Source organism: Pseudomonas sp. GW822-FHT06B12 (assembly GCF_058799675.1).
In genome coordinates this window covers 118,296-135,980 of the sequence record NZ_JBXALR010000012.1, presented here as the reverse complement: position 1 = coordinate 135,980, position 17,685 = coordinate 118,296, and the positions used below count along the sequence as shown (strand labels likewise).

At 60.3% G+C, this 17,685-nt stretch carries 16 protein-coding genes and 1 pseudogene; 7 read left to right on the top strand and 10 right to left on the bottom strand.

The window, feature by feature from the left end; translation table 11 throughout:
* Nucleotides 1-43 precede the first annotated feature (43 nt).
* From AC1RKH_RS23535 to AC1RKH_RS23520, 4 genes are all read right to left on the bottom strand, one after another.
* Nucleotides 44-544 (bottom strand): Csu type fimbrial protein, encoded by a 501-nt coding sequence (locus tag AC1RKH_RS23535; RefSeq protein WP_493063776.1) that lies wholly within the window; start codon nt 542-544, stop codon nt 44-46.
* A 3-nt stretch (nt 545-547) separates the two neighbouring features.
* Nucleotides 548-1,090 (bottom strand): Csu type fimbrial protein, encoded by a 543-nt coding sequence (locus AC1RKH_RS23530; protein ID WP_493063777.1) that lies wholly within the window; start codon nt 1,088-1,090, stop codon nt 548-550.
* Between the two features lie 20 nt (nt 1,091-1,110).
* Nucleotides 1,111-1,647: a Csu type fimbrial protein gene (locus AC1RKH_RS23525; RefSeq protein ID WP_493063778.1), complete on the bottom strand. Its 537-nt coding sequence runs from the start codon at nt 1,645-1,647 to the stop codon at nt 1,111-1,113.
* A 106-nt stretch (nt 1,648-1,753) separates the two neighbouring features.
* Entirely contained in the window at nt 1,754-2,254 is a 501-nt protein-coding gene (locus AC1RKH_RS23520) for a Csu type fimbrial protein (RefSeq protein WP_493063873.1), read from the bottom strand.
* Nucleotides 2,255-2,597: 343 nt separating this feature from the next.
* Here AC1RKH_RS23520 and AC1RKH_RS23515 point away from each other — a divergent pair, with 343 nt between their 5' ends.
* Nucleotides 2,598-3,911: a leucine-rich repeat-containing protein kinase family protein gene (locus tag AC1RKH_RS23515; protein ID WP_493063779.1), complete on the top strand. Its 1,314-nt coding sequence runs from the start codon at nt 2,598-2,600 to the stop codon at nt 3,909-3,911.
* 64 nt (nt 3,912-3,975) lie between these two features.
* Here AC1RKH_RS23515 and AC1RKH_RS23510 read toward each other — a convergent pair whose 3' ends face one another.
* On the bottom strand, nt 3,976-4,680 hold the full coding sequence (locus tag AC1RKH_RS23510) for a YebC/PmpR family DNA-binding transcriptional regulator (RefSeq protein ID WP_123426356.1): 705 nt from the start codon (nt 4,678-4,680) through the stop codon (nt 3,976-3,978).
* A 219-nt stretch (nt 4,681-4,899) separates the two neighbouring features.
* Here AC1RKH_RS23510 and AC1RKH_RS23505 point away from each other — a divergent pair, with 219 nt between their 5' ends.
* Nucleotides 4,900-6,783, top strand: a complete 1,884-nt coding sequence (locus AC1RKH_RS23505) for a type VI secretion system Vgr family protein (protein ID WP_493063780.1) — start codon at nt 4,900-4,902, stop codon at nt 6,781-6,783.
* Between the two features lie 136 nt (nt 6,784-6,919).
* Here the strand turns inward: AC1RKH_RS23505 and AC1RKH_RS23500 are convergent, their stop codons facing one another.
* The gene (locus AC1RKH_RS23500; protein ID WP_493063781.1) at nt 6,920-7,780 is read right to left on the bottom strand and encodes a LysR substrate-binding domain-containing protein; all 861 of its coding nucleotides are present in this window, start codon (nt 7,778-7,780) and stop codon (nt 6,920-6,922) included.
* A gap of 111 nt (nt 7,781-7,891) precedes the next feature.
* Here AC1RKH_RS23500 and AC1RKH_RS23495 point away from each other — a divergent pair, with 111 nt between their 5' ends.
* From AC1RKH_RS23495 to AC1RKH_RS23485, 3 genes are all read left to right on the top strand, one after another.
* Nucleotides 7,892-9,001, top strand: a complete 1,110-nt coding sequence (locus AC1RKH_RS23495) for a 2-aminoethylphosphonate--pyruvate transaminase (protein ID WP_493063782.1) — start codon at nt 7,892-7,894, stop codon at nt 8,999-9,001.
* A 148-nt stretch (nt 9,002-9,149) separates the two neighbouring features.
* Nucleotides 9,150-9,977: a phosphonoacetaldehyde hydrolase gene (gene phnX, locus AC1RKH_RS23490; RefSeq protein WP_493063783.1), complete on the top strand. Its 828-nt coding sequence runs from the start codon at nt 9,150-9,152 to the stop codon at nt 9,975-9,977.
* Nucleotides 9,978-10,176: 199 nt separating this feature from the next.
* Complete coding sequence (locus tag AC1RKH_RS23485) at nt 10,177-10,734, top strand: cytochrome b (RefSeq protein ID WP_123426350.1); 558 nt, start codon at nt 10,177-10,179, stop codon at nt 10,732-10,734.
* On the opposite strand, the gene AC1RKH_RS23480 is transcribed toward AC1RKH_RS23485, so the two are convergent.
* Entirely contained in the window at nt 10,721-11,653 is a 933-nt protein-coding gene (locus AC1RKH_RS23480) for a 1-aminocyclopropane-1-carboxylate deaminase/D-cysteine desulfhydrase (protein WP_493063784.1), read from the bottom strand. The two genes, AC1RKH_RS23485 and AC1RKH_RS23480, sit on opposite strands and share 14 nt — an antisense overlap.
* A 174-nt stretch (nt 11,654-11,827) precedes the next feature.
* Entirely contained in the window at nt 11,828-13,867 is a 2,040-nt protein-coding gene (locus AC1RKH_RS23475; RefSeq protein WP_493063785.1) for an oxidoreductase, read from the bottom strand.
* Between the two features lie 209 nt (nt 13,868-14,076).
* On the opposite strand from AC1RKH_RS23475, the gene AC1RKH_RS23470 reads away from it, so the two are divergent.
* A complete protein-coding gene (locus tag AC1RKH_RS23470; RefSeq protein ID WP_493063786.1) occupies nt 14,077-15,207 on the top strand; it encodes a nitrilase-related carbon-nitrogen hydrolase in 1,131 nt (376 codons plus the stop codon).
* Nucleotides 15,208-15,210: 3 nt separating this feature from the next.
* On the top strand, nt 15,211-16,251 hold the full coding sequence (locus AC1RKH_RS23465; RefSeq protein ID WP_493063787.1) for an AraC family transcriptional regulator: 1,041 nt from the start codon (nt 15,211-15,213) through the stop codon (nt 16,249-16,251).
* A gap of 354 nt (nt 16,252-16,605) precedes the next feature.
* Here the strand turns inward: AC1RKH_RS23465 and AC1RKH_RS23460 are convergent, their stop codons facing one another.
* Together AC1RKH_RS23460 and AC1RKH_RS23455 are read right to left on the bottom strand one after the other, a co-directional pair.
* Nucleotides 16,606-17,478, bottom strand: a complete 873-nt coding sequence (locus AC1RKH_RS23460) for a DUF2242 domain-containing protein (protein WP_493063788.1) — start codon at nt 17,476-17,478, stop codon at nt 16,606-16,608.
* A gap of 91 nt (nt 17,479-17,569) precedes the next feature.
* Nucleotides 17,570-17,665 (bottom strand): annotated as a pseudogene (locus tag AC1RKH_RS23455) (LysR family transcriptional regulator); the annotation flags it as partial.
* Nucleotides 17,666-17,685 lie beyond the last annotated feature (20 nt).

The following is a 17,685-nucleotide window of genomic DNA, read 5'->3' as shown; positions in this document are numbered from 1 at the left end:
CGCCTACTCCTTATGCCTCACGGGCCTGATCAAAAACGCCGCATTACCACGACAGCTGCACTTGCAGCACATCGCTGTACGTCCCCCCAGGCTGATTGCCCGGCAATTGCACTTGCCCGTAAATCGGCAAGCTGATGTTGTTTGCATCGCTGTAAGCCACGGCCACGCTTTGGCCGATCCCCAGGCTCTGGCTGTAGGCCGCATCACTAAACAGCGAATAAGCCACTCGGGCACTGCCGCTATTGAGCTGCAGGTGCCGACCGCTGCTGTTATACAACCCGCCATCGACCGTCATGTTCAGGGTCACGCCCGGCGTGCATTGCAGCTGTACACCGCCGGTCAATGCCACCTGCACGGTGCTGGTCGCCAGCGCTGAACTGCTGCCAAAATTCAGGCTGCCGTAATTCGACACCCCGCCCACCACCAGACACCCTGCCACCACCGTCGCACTGACCTGAAAACTCTGGCTGGTCACCGCCGACAATGGCATCGGCAGACAGCTGGCACCTATCAGCACCAACCACCCACGACCGTGATTGGCCATCCGCTAAAAAGCCAGTTCAACCGCAACGGTGTCGGTGTAGCTCCCCGCCGGTAGGCCCGCCTTGCCCACGGCTTTACCGTAGATGTTCACCGCTTGTGCTAAGCCAGAGCTAGTGTCGATGTTGATAACACCGTCGATCGCCAGTAGCGTCGTGTGCCCGGAGTCGGTGTACAAGTCGTACGCCACGAAGTTACCGTTGCCATCGGCCAATGCCCGCGTACCACCGGCTGATAGACCGTCATTGGTGCCCGCGCGAACCTTGACCGTAGGGCTGGTACCGCTGGAGCACAGAATCGACAGCGCCCCGCCTCCACCACCAAGCACCTGACCACTGGCGGTGGTAAACAGACTGGTCGCTGTACCGAAGCTCAAGGTACCGAAGTTGATGCCAGTCCCTCCCCCCGTACCGGCTCCGTTGACCTGACAGGCCGCAGTAAGGGTCAGGTTGGCGGAAATCTGCCCGGTGACGGTGGTGACGGCCTGCGCACTGGTGACCAGCGCCAGACCGAGCAACGACAAGGCAATCCTGGAAATAAACATATGCATGAGGTTCGTCCTCTTGAGGTTTACCAATCCAGCCGTACCTTCAGGGTGTCGGTGTAGACCCCTGCCGGTACTGCTCGGGTATTCACGACCACTGAACCAAACACCGGGATCGGTACCTGGACGCCTTGGGCAACCGCGAAATTGCGTTGCTGCCCGATGCTGTAGCTGTCACTGCCAGCAGCATCGAGAAACAGTCGATAAGGAATGGTCTGGAGGCCGTTGCTCAGACGTCGGGTGGTGCCGTCGCCATGAGCGCCGCCATCAATGGTCACGGTGAAACCGGTGACCGAAGGATTACAGGAGACTTCCAGCTTGCTGTCGACTGCGTCGCCGAGCCCCGCCTTGAGCGAATGGGTCCAGGTTGGCCCCTGCTCACCGAAGTCCAGCAGAGCAGAGCCTGCGACCGGGTTAGTGAGGTCGATGACACCCTTGGTCACTTCGCAGCCGGCAATGATCAACAGGCGCACGTGAATTTGCCCGCTAACCGTCGCGTACGCGTCATCCGCCAACAAGAGCAAAGCGCCCAAGGCAAACAGCGCCCGGTGTTGTTTATTCATTGCATCGATCCTAATTCCATCAGGATTGAAACCAGCGACCTTTCGCCTGCGAATGGCCCTTCCCTGCACTGCCCGGGTCCACCAGGCAGGTCATACACAAACGTCGCTACCAGGTGACTGTGACCTTCACCAGGTCGGAATAGCGGCTGACCCGCGGCACCTCGGCCAGGCGCTCAATGCGCCCGTATAAAGGCAAATCCACCAAACCTGAATCCGGCACACGCCCGCTCAACGGAACATTCACCGGCAGCGGCACCCGCCGCGCGGCGTCCTGGAACAGTCGGTAGGGAATGGGTTTGCCGTGTTCGGCACTGGCGGCCAGATAGCGCACCTCGCCGACACCGCCATGCAGGCCACCGTCGACGCGTAATTGATAAGGAGTATCGGGATTGCATTCCAGCCGTGGCAGACGTCCGCTGACCAAGGCTGCGCTCAGGGGGCCTGCCGGGTCGTCCAGGCGCGCGGTGCTGCCGAAGTCCAGCACACCGAGCTGTTCGATGCCGGCGCCATGCTGTTGCCCCACCAACTGGCAGCCACGCTGCACATTGACGCGCACCTCCATCTGGAGTTCTGCGGCCAATGCCGTCGCGCTGAGCATCACGCTCATGACTGCCAATACCCTGAATCTGTTCACAACCTCAATCCTTTTGAGGGTGATGTGCTTAGGGTCAGGTTAGCAACGCAGGACAAATCCGCCAGTAACATGGGTATTTGCCACGTTCACTGCATGTCGTGACACAGAAGCCTTTGAAAGTCCCAGCGACTTTCAAAGGCAAAAGGCGCTACCGACCGCCTGTTTTTGTCGAACAATTCGTGACTTTCATCCGGGGGCAACGGGTGGACGTCGGGCCGGCGCTATAAAGCGTCCAGCGCAGCGGGTTTTGTCGTTATCATGGCGGCGCTTTTTTGTGGGCTACACGCCGTTCTCTTCTCATTGGTTGGATGTGTTCATGCATACCCTTGCACAACTGCAGGCCGGCGCGCTTGCGGGGCTCAAACGTCTGGATCTGTCGTGTGGGCTGACCGAGTTTCCCCGGGAAATCTTCGACCTGGCAGACACGCTGGAGGTGCTTAACCTCAGCGGCAATGCCTTGAGCAGCTTGCCGGATGACCTGCATCGCCTGACGCATCTGCGCGTACTGTTTTGCTCGGACAATCAGTTCCGCGAACTGCCGACCTGCCTCGGCCAGTGCGCGCAACTGACGATGATCGGTTTCAAGGCCAATCGTCTGGAGCGAGTGCCGGCCGCTGCCCTGCCACCGCTGCTGCGCTGGCTGATCCTGACCGACAACTGCATCAGCGAGTTGCCGAGCGAATTGGGCGAACGGCCGCACCTGCAAAAACTGATGCTGGCCGGCAACCACCTGCAAAGCCTTCCCGCAAGCCTGAGCCAGTGCCATCAGCTGGAACTGATCCGCATCGCCGCCAACCGCCTGACCGAGCTACCACAGTGGTTGCTGACATTGCCGGGGCTGGCATGGCTGGCGTACGCCGGCAACCCGCTGGAAACCGAGGCCGATGCCGCCGCCCTTGAAGCCACGGCGAACATTCCCTGGTCGCAACTGCACCTGCAGCAACAACTGGGCGAAGGCGCTTCCGGGGTGATTCACCAGGCATTGTGGGAACAGCCGTCTCAACCTGAGCGCAAGGTTGCGGTGAAACTCTACAAAGGGCACATGACCAGCGACGGTTCACCGCTGCATGAAATGAATGCCTGCATCACCGCTGGCATTCATCCCAATCTGATCAAGGTCGAGGGCCGGATCGTCGGGCATCCGCAGGCGCAGGCGGGCCTGGTCATGCACTTGATCGAGCCGAGCTATCGCAACCTGGCAGCGTTGCCGAGCCTGGCCTCTTGCAGCCGTGATGTGTACACAGAGGACACGCGCTTCAGTGCAACAGTGGCGCTGCGGATCGCCAGCGGCATTGCCTCGGCCGCGGCGCACCTGCATCAGCAAGGCATCACCCACGGCGACCTGTATGGCCACAATACGCTGTGGAATGAGCACGGCGATTGCCTGTTGGGCGACTTTGGCGCGGCGTCCTTCCATGCCACCTCAGACACGCTTGAGACGCGCGCGCTGCAACGCATCGAAGTGCGGGCGTTCGGGATTCTGTTGGGTGAGTTGCTGGAGCGGATCGACTCAGGTTTGAGTGTTGAACGCCATGAGCGATTGATCGACTTGCAGAGCCGCTGCTGTCAGCCGGATGTGCTGGCGCGGCCCGGTTTTGAGGAAGTCGAAGCCGCGTTGCGCGCGGCCTGAAACAAACGCGGGCATCGCAATGATGCCCGCGAAGACAGCCTGTCAGACGACAGTAGCCGCCGGCTTAACCCGCCAACCCGACAAACATGTCCTGCACGTCGTCGTGGTTATCGAGGCCTTCGAGGAAGGCTTCGACTTCTTCCATTTGCGCGTCGGTCAAACCGCTGACCGGGTTCTTCGGCTTGTAACCGAGCTTCGCCGACAACACCGTGAAACCCTGCTCAGGCAAGGCTTTCTGTACCGAGTCGAGGTCGGTGGCTTCGGTGATGAACAGGGTTGCGCCGTCTTCGCCCGGCTCGAAATCCTGTGCACCGGCTTCGATGGCGGCCATTTCCGGATCGGCATCCGGGGTATCCGGGGACGCCTCGATCATGCCAACGTGGTCGAAGTCCCAGGCCACGGAGCCGGAAGCGCCCAACTGCCCTTTACGGAACGCTACGCGGATTTCCGCCACGGTACGGTTGATGTTGTCGGTCACGCACTCAACGATCAGCGGCACCTGATGCGGGGCGAAACCTTCGTACGTCACGCGGTGGTACTGCACGGTTTCGCCGAGCTGGCCCGAACCTTTCTTGATGGCACGCTCCAGGGTTTCACGCGGCATCGAGGCTTTCTTGGCCTGTTCGACCACCAGTCGCAGGTGCGCGTTGGTGCTGATATCAGCGCCGTTACGTGCAGCAATGGTGATTTCCTTCACCAGTTTGCCGAAGATCTTGCCCTTGGCGTTGGCTGCCGCTTCTTTGTGTTTAACCTTCCACTGTGCGCCCATTACTCACTCTCTTGATCTGTGGCGCCGAGACATCTATTGGCCGACGCTTTGCGCAAGTTTATACGGCAAAAAGTTGGCAATCGACCAAAAAGTGTTGTGAGCGATCGACATCGTCACAACCTGTTGTAGGGCTTTTCTGAAATGTCGGTTTACCGTGACTATTGAGCGCCAGTGTTTCGTAACCTCTGTGCCCCGTACTTCAAGGCAGAAGAGTGTTTGATGCGCAACGACATGGAAAGTCCCTTCACCCTGACGCTCACCCAGCTCGCGTCAAGCTTTCAGGTCCGACAGTTCAGCGGTCGCGAAGCCCTCAACCAGGTCTATCGATTCGACATCGAAATGCTCGGCCCACTGCCCGCAATGAATCTGGAGCAACTGCTACATCAGCCGGCATTTCTGCACCTGAGCCACAACACTGGCATTCACGGCATCATCCACAGCGCCGGCCTGCAGTACTGCGGCGCGCAGCAGATCGGCTACACCCTGAACCTGGCCCCCCGCCTGCTTGCGCTGGAGCAACAGCGCTGTCGACGGGTATTCCAGCAACTGAGCGTGCCAGAGATCCTGCGCCAGCTGCTGGCAGAGCATCGACTGCCGCCCGACAGTTATCGTTTTGAGCTACCAAACGGTGAGTATCCGCGGCGCCCGTTTTGTATTCAGTACGATGAAACCGATCTGCACCTGTTGCAACGACTGTGCGAAGAGGAAGGCATCCACTATCACTTCGAACACCAATGCGAGGGGCATGTGCTGGTGTTCGCCGATGACTGTGAAAGCTTTGCGCAGCAGCCGGTCGAGAGTGCTTTTCACCCCAGCGCGTTGAATGCCCAACAGCCACGGATCAGCCAGCTCTTTCAATGCCATAGCCGGCTGACCACCGGGCCGCGAACAACACTCCAGCAGCACGCCAGAACTCACCTCGCGGCAACCGAACCTGGAGACTCTGCAAACCAGACAGACCTCGACAGCCTGCACCCAACGGGCCGAATCACTCCCCAAAAGGCCCGGCGCAACCAGCTCGGTCGCCGCGAGCTCGAGCGGCTGCGCAGCCTGCATCGCCAGATCCAGGGCCACAGTACGCTGCCCGAACTGCTCAGCGGCCGGCTGCTGCAAGTCACCGCGCATCCCGTCCCGGCGTTCAACGATCAATGGTTATTAAGTGAAGTGCTGCATCAGGGCAAACAGCCTGATGTCGACACGGCGTTGCCTGAAACCAAGGGTTATCGCAATCAGTTCAAGGCCATTCCCTGGTCAACCGCGTTCCGACCGGCCCTCAAACATTCCAGGCCGTGTATCAGTGGTTACCAGATGGCTCAGGTCCTCGGCATGGTCGGAAAGCCGCCGCACGTCGACGAACACGGGCGAATCAACATCTGCCTGTGGCCGGAGCCGCAATCCGGCGGGCAAGGCTCCTCAAGCATCTGGTTGCCGATTGCACACGCCGGGACGGGGCGCTCGAGCTTGCCACTGGCTGGCAGCGAGGTGCATGTGAGTTTCCTCGATGGTGATCCTGATCGGCCGGTGCTCTGCACAGGTTTCGCTGGCGTACAACCGGGCGAGCCGCTGCAAAGGGCCGATGATCAACCCATGAGCCTCAGCGGCAATGGCGATTGCCTGAACGTGAATCCTGCAAGCATCCCCCCGTCAGAGCCTCAGCTGGTTACCACTGAGCAGGCGCCACCACCGGCTTCTAGCTGGAGCGGTGAGATCTACCTGTTCGAACGGCCTCCCGCCACCACCGAACGCCTGGCCGACACCACGTGGTACATCGTGCGCATGCCGCGCCCCGGGCTCAAGGAGCTGGGGAGCCTCAACCGTGACGATGTGGTGATGACCGGTAAAAGCCGGGCACTGGGCAACCTGTCGCTGACGGTTGAGCAAAAACAGCGTCTAACCAACGAGTTCATCCGTACCCCCGAACAACTCTGCCTGCTGTATCCGGGGCAATGCGTGGCGCTGGCCGATTACTTCCAGCAATTCTGGAACAGCGAGCAGCGCCTGAGTTTTATCAACAATACCAATCCCGCCAGCAATCACCGTCCGCCCCGTGAAACCCGTCTGCTGTTCGATTGGCTGGTGAACCGTCCGGATGCTGCTCCCTAGGTTCTATTGACGTTTGGATGGTGCGCGAGAGCCATGTGTAGTCAGTGCCGGCCTCATCGCGAGCAAGCTCGCTCCCACAAGGACCGCACAAAACCTGTGGGAGCGAGCTTGCTCGCGATGGCCGCGCCGCGGTCTGTCAGGTCGGTGCGAGATCGAAAAACGCCTGTATCAAGCGCAAATCCCGGCGCCGCTCCATGCAGCCGATCATGTGCCGGTTGAGCAGTCCGTCGCCAATAATCGGCACCGCCCGCACACGCGGGTCGTGGCTGACTTCCACTGAAGACACCACGCCCACCCCCAACTCGGCCGCCACCGCTTCGGTCACCGCCTCCCGGCTGTCCAGTTCCAGCAGCACCCGAGGACTGACCCTGGCCTGAGCGCAGGCCTCATCGAACGTGCGACGGGTGATCGAACTCGGCTCGCGCAACACCATGATCACCTGATCCAGTTGCTTGAGCGCCACGCCTTCGCGCAGCGTCGACCATGGGTGCCCCTCCGGCACCAGCGCGCAGATCCGTGACTCGCTCAAGGCTTGCAGGTGCAAGCCTTTGCGCGGCTCGACCTCGGTCAGCACCGCCACGTCGGCGTGCTCGGACAACAATGCCGCGAGGGTTTCCTGGGCATTGCCCAACCGCAGATTCACGGTGATCCCCGGATACCGCGCACGCAGGCTGGCGAGCATCGGCATGACCAGGTGCGGACCATCCGCCGCCACCTCCAGGCGACCGGTCAACAGTTGCCGGTTGGCCTCAAGCATCACTTGCGCCTCTTCGGCCAGGCCGAACATCGCCCGGGTAATCGCCGCAAGCCTGGTGCCCTCCTCCGTCAGCTCGACCCGCCGCGCAGTGCGCCGCAGCAGGGTGATCTGATAGTGCTCCTCCAGCGCCTTGATATGCCCGGTGACCGCCGGTTGGCTGATGAACAGACGAGCAGCGGCGCGGGTGAAACTGCCTTCACGGGCCACGGCATCAAATGCACGGAGTTGGAACAGGTTCATAGCTATCGGCCTTACTGATGGTTGGCATAACAACAAACAATTTGATTGATGGAACGGCAAATTGCAATTTATCTCCCGCAGCTTCATCCCACTGATTGCGAGGACACCCGAATGAGTACCGCCGAACCCATCCTGCTGACCCCCGGCCCATTGACCACGTCGCAGCGCACCCGTCAGGCGATGATGGTGGACTGGGGCTCATGGGATGACCGCTTCAACCAATTGACCGCCAGCCTCTGCGAACAGCTGTTGGCAATCATCGATGGTGCCGATAGCCACCACTGCGTGCCGTTGCAGGGCAGCGGCACCTTCGCCGTCGAAGCGGCCATCGGCACCTTGGTGCCCCGCGATGGCAAAGTGCTGGTGCTGATCAACGGCGCTTACGGCAAACGCCTGGCGAAGATCTGCGAAGTGCTCGGTCGGTCCTTCAGTACGTTCGAAACGGCTGAAGACGAACCGACCACCGCCGCCGACGTCGACCGCCTGCTACAAGCCGACAGCAGCATTACCCACGTGACGCTGATCCACTGCGAAACCAGCACCGGGATACTTAATCCCTTGCCGGAAATCGCCCACGTCATCGCCCAACACGGCAAACGCCTGATCATCGATGCCATGAGTTCCTTTGGCGCACTGCCGATCGACGCTCGGCAAGTACCATTCGATGCACTGATCGCCGCCTCGGGCAAATGCCTGGAAGGCGTACCAGGCATGGGTTTCGTCTTCGCCAACAAGTCCGCCCTGGCGAATGCCGCCGGCAATTCCCACTCACTGGCGATGGACCTGTTCGATCAATACACCTACATGGCCAAGACTGGCCAATGGCGCTTCACCCCGCCGACCCACGTGGTCGCGGCGCTGCACGAAGCGCTGCTGCAATACAACGAAGAAGGCGGCCTGCCAGCGCGGCATCAGCGTTACGCGAACAATTGCCAGGTGCTGCTCGATGAAATGGCCAAACTCGGCTTGCGCAGCTTCCTGCCTGCCGCGATCCAGGCGCCGATCATCGTTACCTTCCATGCGCCGAAAGATCCGCACTACCAGTTCAAAGCGTTCTACGAACGTGTGAAAGCCAAGGGTTTCATCCTCTACCCGGGCAAGTTGACCCAGGTCGAAACCTTCCGCGTCGGCTGCATCGGCCACGTCAATCAGGCCGAGATGCGAGCGGCTGTAGCTGCCATCGCCGAGGTGCTGCGCGAAATGGAAGTCCTCGATATCTGAAACACCACATTCCCCTGTGGGAGCGGGCTTGCTCGCGAAAGCGATCTGTCAGCCAACATCATTACTGAATGTCAGGCCCTCTTCGCGAGCAAGCCCGCTCCCACAAAGATCATTCCATACAGTTAGCTCTCACAGGATTCTGATCACCATGAACTACAACAACCCAACCCAGTTGCAAGCCGCCATCCTCGACTGGGCCGGCACCGTGGTCGATTTCGGCTCTTTCGCGCCGACCCAGATCTTCGTCGAAGCCTTTGCCGAATTCGACGTCCAGGTTTCCATTGAAGAAGCCCGCGGGCCGATGGGCATGGGCAAGTGGGAGCACATTCGCACGCTCTGCGATCAGCCCGAAGTTGCCGAGCGTTATCGCAAGGTCTTCGGTCGTACGCCGACTGACGATGACGTGACCGCCCTCTACAAACGCTTCATGCCGCTGCAAATCGAAAAAATCGCCGAGCACTCGGCGCTGATCCCGGGGGCTTTGGAGACCATCGCCAACCTGCGCCAGCAAGGGATCAAAATCGGCTCGTGCTCCGGTTATCCGAAGCAGGTCATGGACAAAGTCGTCGAACTGGCCGCCACGAATGGCTACGTGGCTGACCACGTGGTCGCCACCGACGAAGTGCCAAATGGCCGCCCATGGCCGGCTCAAGCCCTGGCCAACGTGATCGCCCTGGGCATTGACGATGTCGCCGCCTGCGTGAAGATCGACGACACCGTGCCGGGCATTCTCGAAGGTCGCCGTGCCGGCATGTGGACCGTCGCGTTGATCTGCTCGGGTAACGCGCTGGGCCTGACTTACGACGATTATCGAGCGCTGGGCAGCGACACCCTCGCCAGCGAACGCAAACGCATTCACGCGATGTTCGAAAGCTCACGCCCGCACTACATGATCGACACCATCACCGACCTGCCGGAAGTTATCGCCGACATCAACAAGCGCTTGGCCAACGGTGAAATGCCGCAAAGCAATTGATTGCCGCGCCGTAACGCAAAAAAACGCCAGCCCTTGAACGGGGCTGGCGCTGTTTTTTGCCCAAGCATCTGTCGCAGAGCGCTCGAAGAGGCAGAAAAGCCTGATCTGACTCAGGCAAATCCACGCAAACAGGATTACAGTTAAAGCACTCCGTCGCATAAGAACGGAGACTTCAGACCTGAAAAGCGAGGAAAACCGTATGCCCTGGAAGAATTCCGAATCACGCTACAGCACCGTATCAATCGCGCTGCACTGGTTGATGCTGGTACTGCTGGCGGTGGTCTACGCCTGTATCGAACTGCGCGGGATCTTTCCCAAGGGCAGTGGCGGGCGGACCCTGATCACGGAAGCGCACTACATGCTCGGCCTGACGGTGTTCGTACTGGTCTGGTTGCGGCTGTTCGCCCGCAGTCTGGGCAGCGCTCCAAAAATCTTCCCGGCCTCGCCCCAATGGCAAACCGTGCTTGCCCGGTTGATGCACTGGGCGCTGTATATATTCATGATTGCCACGCCGATTCTCGGCTGGCTGGTTACCAGCGCCAAAGGTCAGCAAGTGATGTTCTACGGCGTCGACCTGCCGTTGCTGATCGGGGAAAACAAGCCGCTGGCCAAGCAAATCCAGGGCTGGCACCAGCTCGCGGGCACCATCGGCTATTGGTTGATCGGCCTGCACGCCGTGGCCGGGCTGTATCACCATTACGTGGTGCGCGATAACACCCTGCTGCGGATGATGCCCAAGCGCATCAGCCCTGACTGAGAGGCGCAAAACCCCGGCGCCCCTGCAAGCCGCCGGTGTGCACAAAGATCAAGCGTGTGCCGGGGGCGAAACGCCCGGCTTCGATCTGTAGTTTCAATGCCAACAGCGCCTTGCCGGTGTATAGCGGTTCCAGTGGCATACCACAGGCCTGCTCGGTCTCCTCGATAAACCCCAACAGCACGGGATCGACTTTGGCGAAGCCACCACGACTGCCGTCAAACAGCTCATACCCCCGGTCCGGCAAGCCGCATTCATCGAGAATCGCTTCGACCTGCTGCGCCACGCCATGATCATCGGGCACCGCCAGCACGCCATACACCGGATGCCTTTGGGCCTCGGCCAGCACCAACCCCGCCAGCGTAGTGCCGGTTCCGCAGGCCAGCCACCAGCCATCGTGGTCATTCCAACCCAACTCGCTCAACTGTTCGCCGACCTGCGTCAGCAATTGCCCACAACCGCGCGCGCCGAGTAAACCGCCACCGCCTTCGGGGACTGGATGCAGATGCGGGTATTGCGCCTGCCATGGCTGCCAGAAACCCGGTTCGTGGCGTGCGCGATAACCGCCGTAACCCAACCAGTGCAAGTGCATGCCAAAGGCCTGCAAGTCCTGCACGGTCGAGGTGTCTTGCGGATGCCCGCGTAGCAGGCCGACGGTCGGAAAGCCAAAGCGTTTACCCGCCGCCGCCAGCGCATGCAGATGATTGGACCAGGCGCCGCCCAGACTGATCACCCCTTCGGCACCCGCCTCGCGAGCCACCCTTAGGTGATCAATGAGCTTGAACCATTTGTTACCGGAGATCAGCGGGTCGATCCGGTCCAGCCGCAATACCGCCACCTCGATACCGGCGTTGGTGAGCCAGTCCAGGTGAAGACGTTCAAGCGGGGCATGGGGGAGCCAGTCGAAAGGAGGAGAAAGCATTGATGCCGGCTCTTTGGGAAAGAACCGGCATCTTAGCAGCAGACAGGACGCCATCGCGGGCAGACCCGCTCCCACAGGTGTTCAGAGTTGAACCACCATTCAGTGAACAACACAGAACCTGTGGGAGCGAGCCTGCTCGCGATAGCCATTGGCACGCTTAACCTGCTGTCACTATCAGAGCTCAGCAGCCAGTCGCGAACCCTGATTGATCGCACGTTTGGCATCCAGCTCTGCCGCCACGTCCGCACCACCGATCAAATGCACGTTCTGTCCGGCCGCCACCAGGCCGTCGTGCAACTCGCGCAACGGGTCCTGTCCAGCGCAGATCACGATGTTGTCCACCGGCAGCAGCTGCGGTTCACCGGTTTCACCAATGCGGATATGCAGACCTTCATCATCGATCTTCAGGTACTCGACGCTGTTGAGCATCTGTACGTGCTTGTTCTTCAGCCCCGTGCGGTGAATCCAGCCAGTGGTTTTGCCGAGACCATCGCCGACCTTGGATTTCTTGCGCTGCAACAGGAACACCTGACGTGCCGGCGCGTGAGGCTCGGCCTTGATCCCGGCGACACCACCACGGGCCTCAAGGTGAGTATCGATGCCCCACTCTTTCCAGAACGCTTCACGGTCCTGGCTGGTGGCGACGCCTTGATGCACAAGGAATTCCGAGACATCAAAACCGATACCGCCAGCACCGATCACCGCAACGTTTTTGCCGACCGGTTTGCGCTCGAGAATCACGTCCAGGTAGCTCAGCACCTTGGCATGCTCGACGCCCGGAATCGCCGGCACACGCGGCGCAATACCGGTGGCCAGAATCACCTCGTCATAACCGCCGTCCACCAGTTGCGCGACATCGACCCGCGTATTCAGGCACACCTCGACATGGGTGGTCTGCAACTTGCGTTTGAAGTAGCGCAAGGTTTCGAAGAACTCTTCCTTGCCCGGCACACGCTTGGCGACGTTGAACTGGCCACCAATTTCACTGGCGGAATCGAACAGCGTCACTTGATGGCCACGCTCGGCGGCCACGGTTGCCGCGGACAAACCCGCGGGACCTGCGCCAACCACGGCGATTTTCTTGATCTGCTGCACTGGCAGGTAGTTGAGTTCGGTTTCATGACAGGCCCGCGGGTTCACCAGGCACGAGGTCAACTTACCACCGAAGGTGTGGTCCAGGCAGGCCTGGTTGCAACCGATGCAGGTGTTGATTTCATCAGCGCGACCGGCGGCGGCCTTGTTGACGAACTCCGGGTCGGCGAGGAATGGCCGCGCCATCGACACCATGTCGGCGTCGCCTTCGGAAAGGATCTGCTCGGCGACTTCCGGGGTATTGATGCGGTTGGTGGTAATCAGCGGAATACCGACTTCCCCACGCAACTTGGCCGTGACCTTGCTGAACGCGGCCCGCGGAACCTTGGTGGCAATGGTCGGAATCCGCGCTTCGTGCCAGCCGATCCCGGTGTTGATGATGGTTGCACCCGCTTGCTCGATGGCCTTGGCCAACTGAACGATTTCTTCCCAGGTGCTGCCGCCTTCCACCAGATCGAGCATCGACAGACGGAAGATAATGATGAAATTCGGACCCACCGCTTCGCGTACGCGACGAACGATTTCCACCGGCAGGCGCATACGGTTTTCGTAGCTGCCGCCCCAACGGTCGGTGCGGTGGTTGGTGTGGGCAGCGAGGAACTGGTTAATGAAATAACCTTCGGAGCCCATGATCTCGACGCCGTCGTACTCGGCTGTTTGCGCCAGCGTCGAACAGGTGACGAAGTCGCTGATCTGCTTCTCGATGCCTTCCTCGTCGAGCTCTTTAGGCTTGAACGGGTTGATCGGTGCCTGGATCGCACTCGGCGCGACCTGTTTCGGGCTGTAGGCATAACGCCCGGCGTGGAGAATCTGCATGCAAATCTTGCCACCCGCCTCGTGCACCGCACGGGTGACGATCTGATGCTTGAGCGCCTCATCGACAGTGGTCAGCTTGGCAGCGCCGGAGTAAACCCCGCCCTCATCGTTCGGCCCAATACCGCCGGTGACCATCAGGCCAACCCCACCGCGAGCACGTTCGGCGAAGTACGCCGCCATGCGCTCAAAACCGCCGGGCTTCTCCTCAAGGCCCGTGTGCATCGAGCCCATCAGAGTACGGTTGCGCAGCGTGGTAAAACCCAGATCCAGCGGGGCCAACAGGTGCGGGTAATGAGCAGCGGTCATCGGTAGCTCCACAACGAACAATCACGAAAAAGTGCGGGCGCTCTTTGGCGCCCATCGGTTATGTGCCACAGACTAAGAGCAGGCCCGTCATCGCTCAATGACCGTAACTGACAACTTATTGATCCAAACGCGCAGCACCTCTTGGCATTCGTCGGCATGGGGCCTACCCTAGTCGGCGAATCCTGCACACGGCTGCTTAGCGTTTCCCCATGCGCAAACTTCTTTACCTGACCGCTTCCATGGCGTTGATCGCCGTCATTGCCGCGTACGCGATGTGGACCGCTGATCGCCCGGAAGGCCATTACCTCTCGGACCTGCGCATCAAACTCGCCGTTGACCAAGGCGTTCCGGCGGACCGTGGCAACCTGCTGGGCATTCAGCCCGAGCTGTTTCCCACCGACTATCAAAGCCCCGAGCACCTGCACCGCAAGCTCGCGGCCTATTTGCAGCAGGCTCACGAACAGGGCCTGCTGAACGAAAAAACCATCGTCGTGCTGCCGGAACACATCGGTACCTGGTTAATGCTCAGCGGTGAAAAAGACGAGCTGTATCAGGCCAGCACACAGGACGAAGCCATGAACTGGCTGGCGGTGAGTAATCCCCTGTCCTTTTTGCGCGCGTTGATCAGCGCCAAGGGTGACAGCCGCCTGGATGACGCACACCTGCGCATGAAAGCCAAAAGCATGGCCAAACAGTACCAGGCACTGTTTGGCGGGCTGGCCAAAGAGTTCGGCATCACCCTGGTGGCGGGCAGCATCGTGTTGCCCGAGCCGAGTGTCAGCGACGGCACGCTGAAAATCGGCCGTGGCGCGCTGTACAACAGCAGTCTGGTGTTCGGTCGCGATGGCTTGCCGATCGGCCAGCCACAGCGTCAGCTGAGCCCGACCTTCGATGAGCAGGGCTTCATCCAGCCAAGCACCGATCAAAGGGTCAATGTCATTGACACGCCGGCCGGACGTCTGGCCGTATTGATCGGTAACGACAGTTGGTATCCGGACAATTACCGCAAGCTCAATGACCAGGGCGCTCAGCTGATTGCCGTGCCTGCCTTTATCAAAGGCCGTGGGGCCTGGGACAAACCCTGGAGCGGTTACAAAGGACCGTCGACTCCGAGTGAAATCAGCTTCAAGCCCGGCGAGCTCAGCGAAGGCCAGGCCTGGCATCGCCTGACGCTGACCAGTCAGCGTCCGGTCAGTCAGGCCCGCGCCGGGGTCAGCGTATTCCTGCGCGGACAATTCTGGGATCAGGGCAGCGCCGGCCAGAGCTTTCTCAGCAGCAACGGCCAACACTTCGCCGACCGCGAAGCCCATGGTGCACGTTTGCTGAATATCTGGTTGTAAGTGATGAAACCACAGCCGATGCGCCTCGGGGATCTGTCGGTCGGCTTCGTCCATAGCCTGGCTGACGCCGTACGCAGCCACGGTCTGGACCCGCAACCGCTGCTGGAACAATACGGTCTTGACTCGGCGCGGTTAGCCGAAGCCGGCGCCCGGCTGTCGATTCCGCGCTACATGCGCCTGGGCCATGCGGCGATTCAACTGACCGGCGACCCGGCACTGGGTCTGCGCATGGGCCAGCTCAGCCGCCTCAGCCAGGTCGGGCTGGCCGGGATCACTGCCGCTCAGGCACCGACGGTGCGCGAAGCGGCGCGCTGCCTGATTCGCTTCGAAGCCTTGTACGGCTCCAATTACCGCGGCCAGTCGAGTTTCCATGAAGATGCCCAGGGCGCGTGGCTACGGTTCTATTCCATCAGCCCGTACAACGCCTATAACCGCTTTGTGGTGGATTCGATCATCGCCGGCTGGTTGCAGCAGTTGTCCAGCCTGAGCCCTGAGCCGCTACGCGCTGAACGCATCGACATCGAGTTCGCCGAGCCGGATTACCGCGAGCGTTACGCGCTGCTGGGCGACTGCCCGATCCAGTTCGGCGCCGAGCACAATCAACTCAGGCTGAGTCAGGCCAACCTGGCCCTGCGCAACCCCGAGCACTGCCCGAGTACCTGGCGTCTGATGCTCAAGCTATGTGAGCGGGAACTGGAGCAATTGACCCGCACCCGCAGCCTGCGTGAACGCATCACTCAGTTGCTGGGGCCTTTGCTCAATGGTGGTCGTGAACCCGACCTGGAAGAAGTGGCGGCACGCCTGAAGCTGCCGACCTGGACCTTGCGTCGCAAGCTCGCCGAAGAAGGTACGCAATTTCGCGCCATTCTCAACGACACCCGCCGCGATCTGGCCATGACCTATATCCGTGACACGGAACTGGCCTTTGGCGAGATCGCCTACCTGCTGGGTTTTGCCTCGGCCGAAGCCTTTCAGCGCGCCTTCAAACGCTGGAACAACCAGACACCTGGCGAGTTCCGTCGCAGTCACAGGCAATCAGCCTGACGCGGCATGCCTGCAGCTGCTTTGTTACAACTCGGTGGCGTCTTCGGCTGGTTCCAGTGGGTCCAGTTCAAATGCCTGATATTCGAGCAGCTCTTCTTGATAATCGTCCATCGGGATGTCCTTCTGAGTCGAGTTAATACCGCTGTACCAATGACCTTCGCCATCAGCATAAAGTGCCCGTATGAAAGAAAAATGACGCGGGCATGCGCAAGCGTCCTGCTAATAAAACGTAGCAGGCACTCAAGAATTTATCACGGGAGACGTTGAATAAAAGCTGATGAAGATCAGCCTTTGGTGGCGCAGATGATTCTGAACAACCGCTGCGGGACTCGCCCCGCAGCGCTCGGATTCAGATTACTTGCCGGACGATGGCAATGCCGGAATCGGCTCGGTCGGCGCCGGCAACGAGCTCGGATTCGCCGGAGGCGTGATGACTTCAGAGGCCGGTGTCGGCTCGACATTGCTCGCAGGTGCAATCGACGACGCCACAGGCGCCGATGCGGCAGAGACCGGCTCTATCGGCGCACTCACCGCTGGAGCTGGCGTAGCCGTCACCGGCTCGGCCGCCGCTGGTGCGACCGGTGCTGGAGTCGGTGCTGGCGCTGGCGTCGCTGCGGGCGCGGGTTCTGGCGCTGCAGGGGCTGGCGTGGGTTCAGGCACACCCAGATCGGTCTTTGGCTTCTCGACGATATGCGCTTCTTTCTTCGCTTCAGGTGGCAGGAACAGTTCGACCAGCGCGAAAAAACGCTCGTAGAACTTCCCGGACGACACGGTTTCACTGGCAACCTTGACCATCGAGTCATCGGAAGAACCAATCGGCATCGACACCGAGCCCAGCACACCGACGCCCAGGCTGGCGGAGTTGTTGGTTTTCTTCAACGCATAGCGGTCCTGCAAGGCATTGGCGAACATCGTCGCATGATGCTTGCTGTCTTCGGCGCAGACCACGTTGAAGCTGATCTCCATATGCGTGTCGCCGGTCTGCTGAAAGCTCTTGTGACCGCTGACCAGTTTCGGGTCAGTGCTGGTGATGATGTAGCCCTGGCTCAACAACGCCCGACGAGCGGCCTCGCAGGAAGCGACATCGGTAACCGGGTATTTGCGTGAAAACGTCCCGGAATCATCGAAATTTTCATGCTCATAGATGGCCTGTTCCTTGGTACAACCGGCTGCAGCCGCCAGTACCAACGCCAGCCCGGCGGCACGCACGTGGAATGATTTGAACATTGAACATCCTGAAGAAAACGATCCGGGGTGTATTGTGCAACAGATCACCCCGTAACGGCGCATGGATTAGTGTCTTGTAAACGATACAAGTCTACTGACCATCGTTTACCGGAAAAAGTCGTACGCACACATGATCGATAAACACCCGCAATTTGGCCACCGCGTGGCGACTGGATGGCCACAGAATCCTGCCAGCCGTTGAACCGC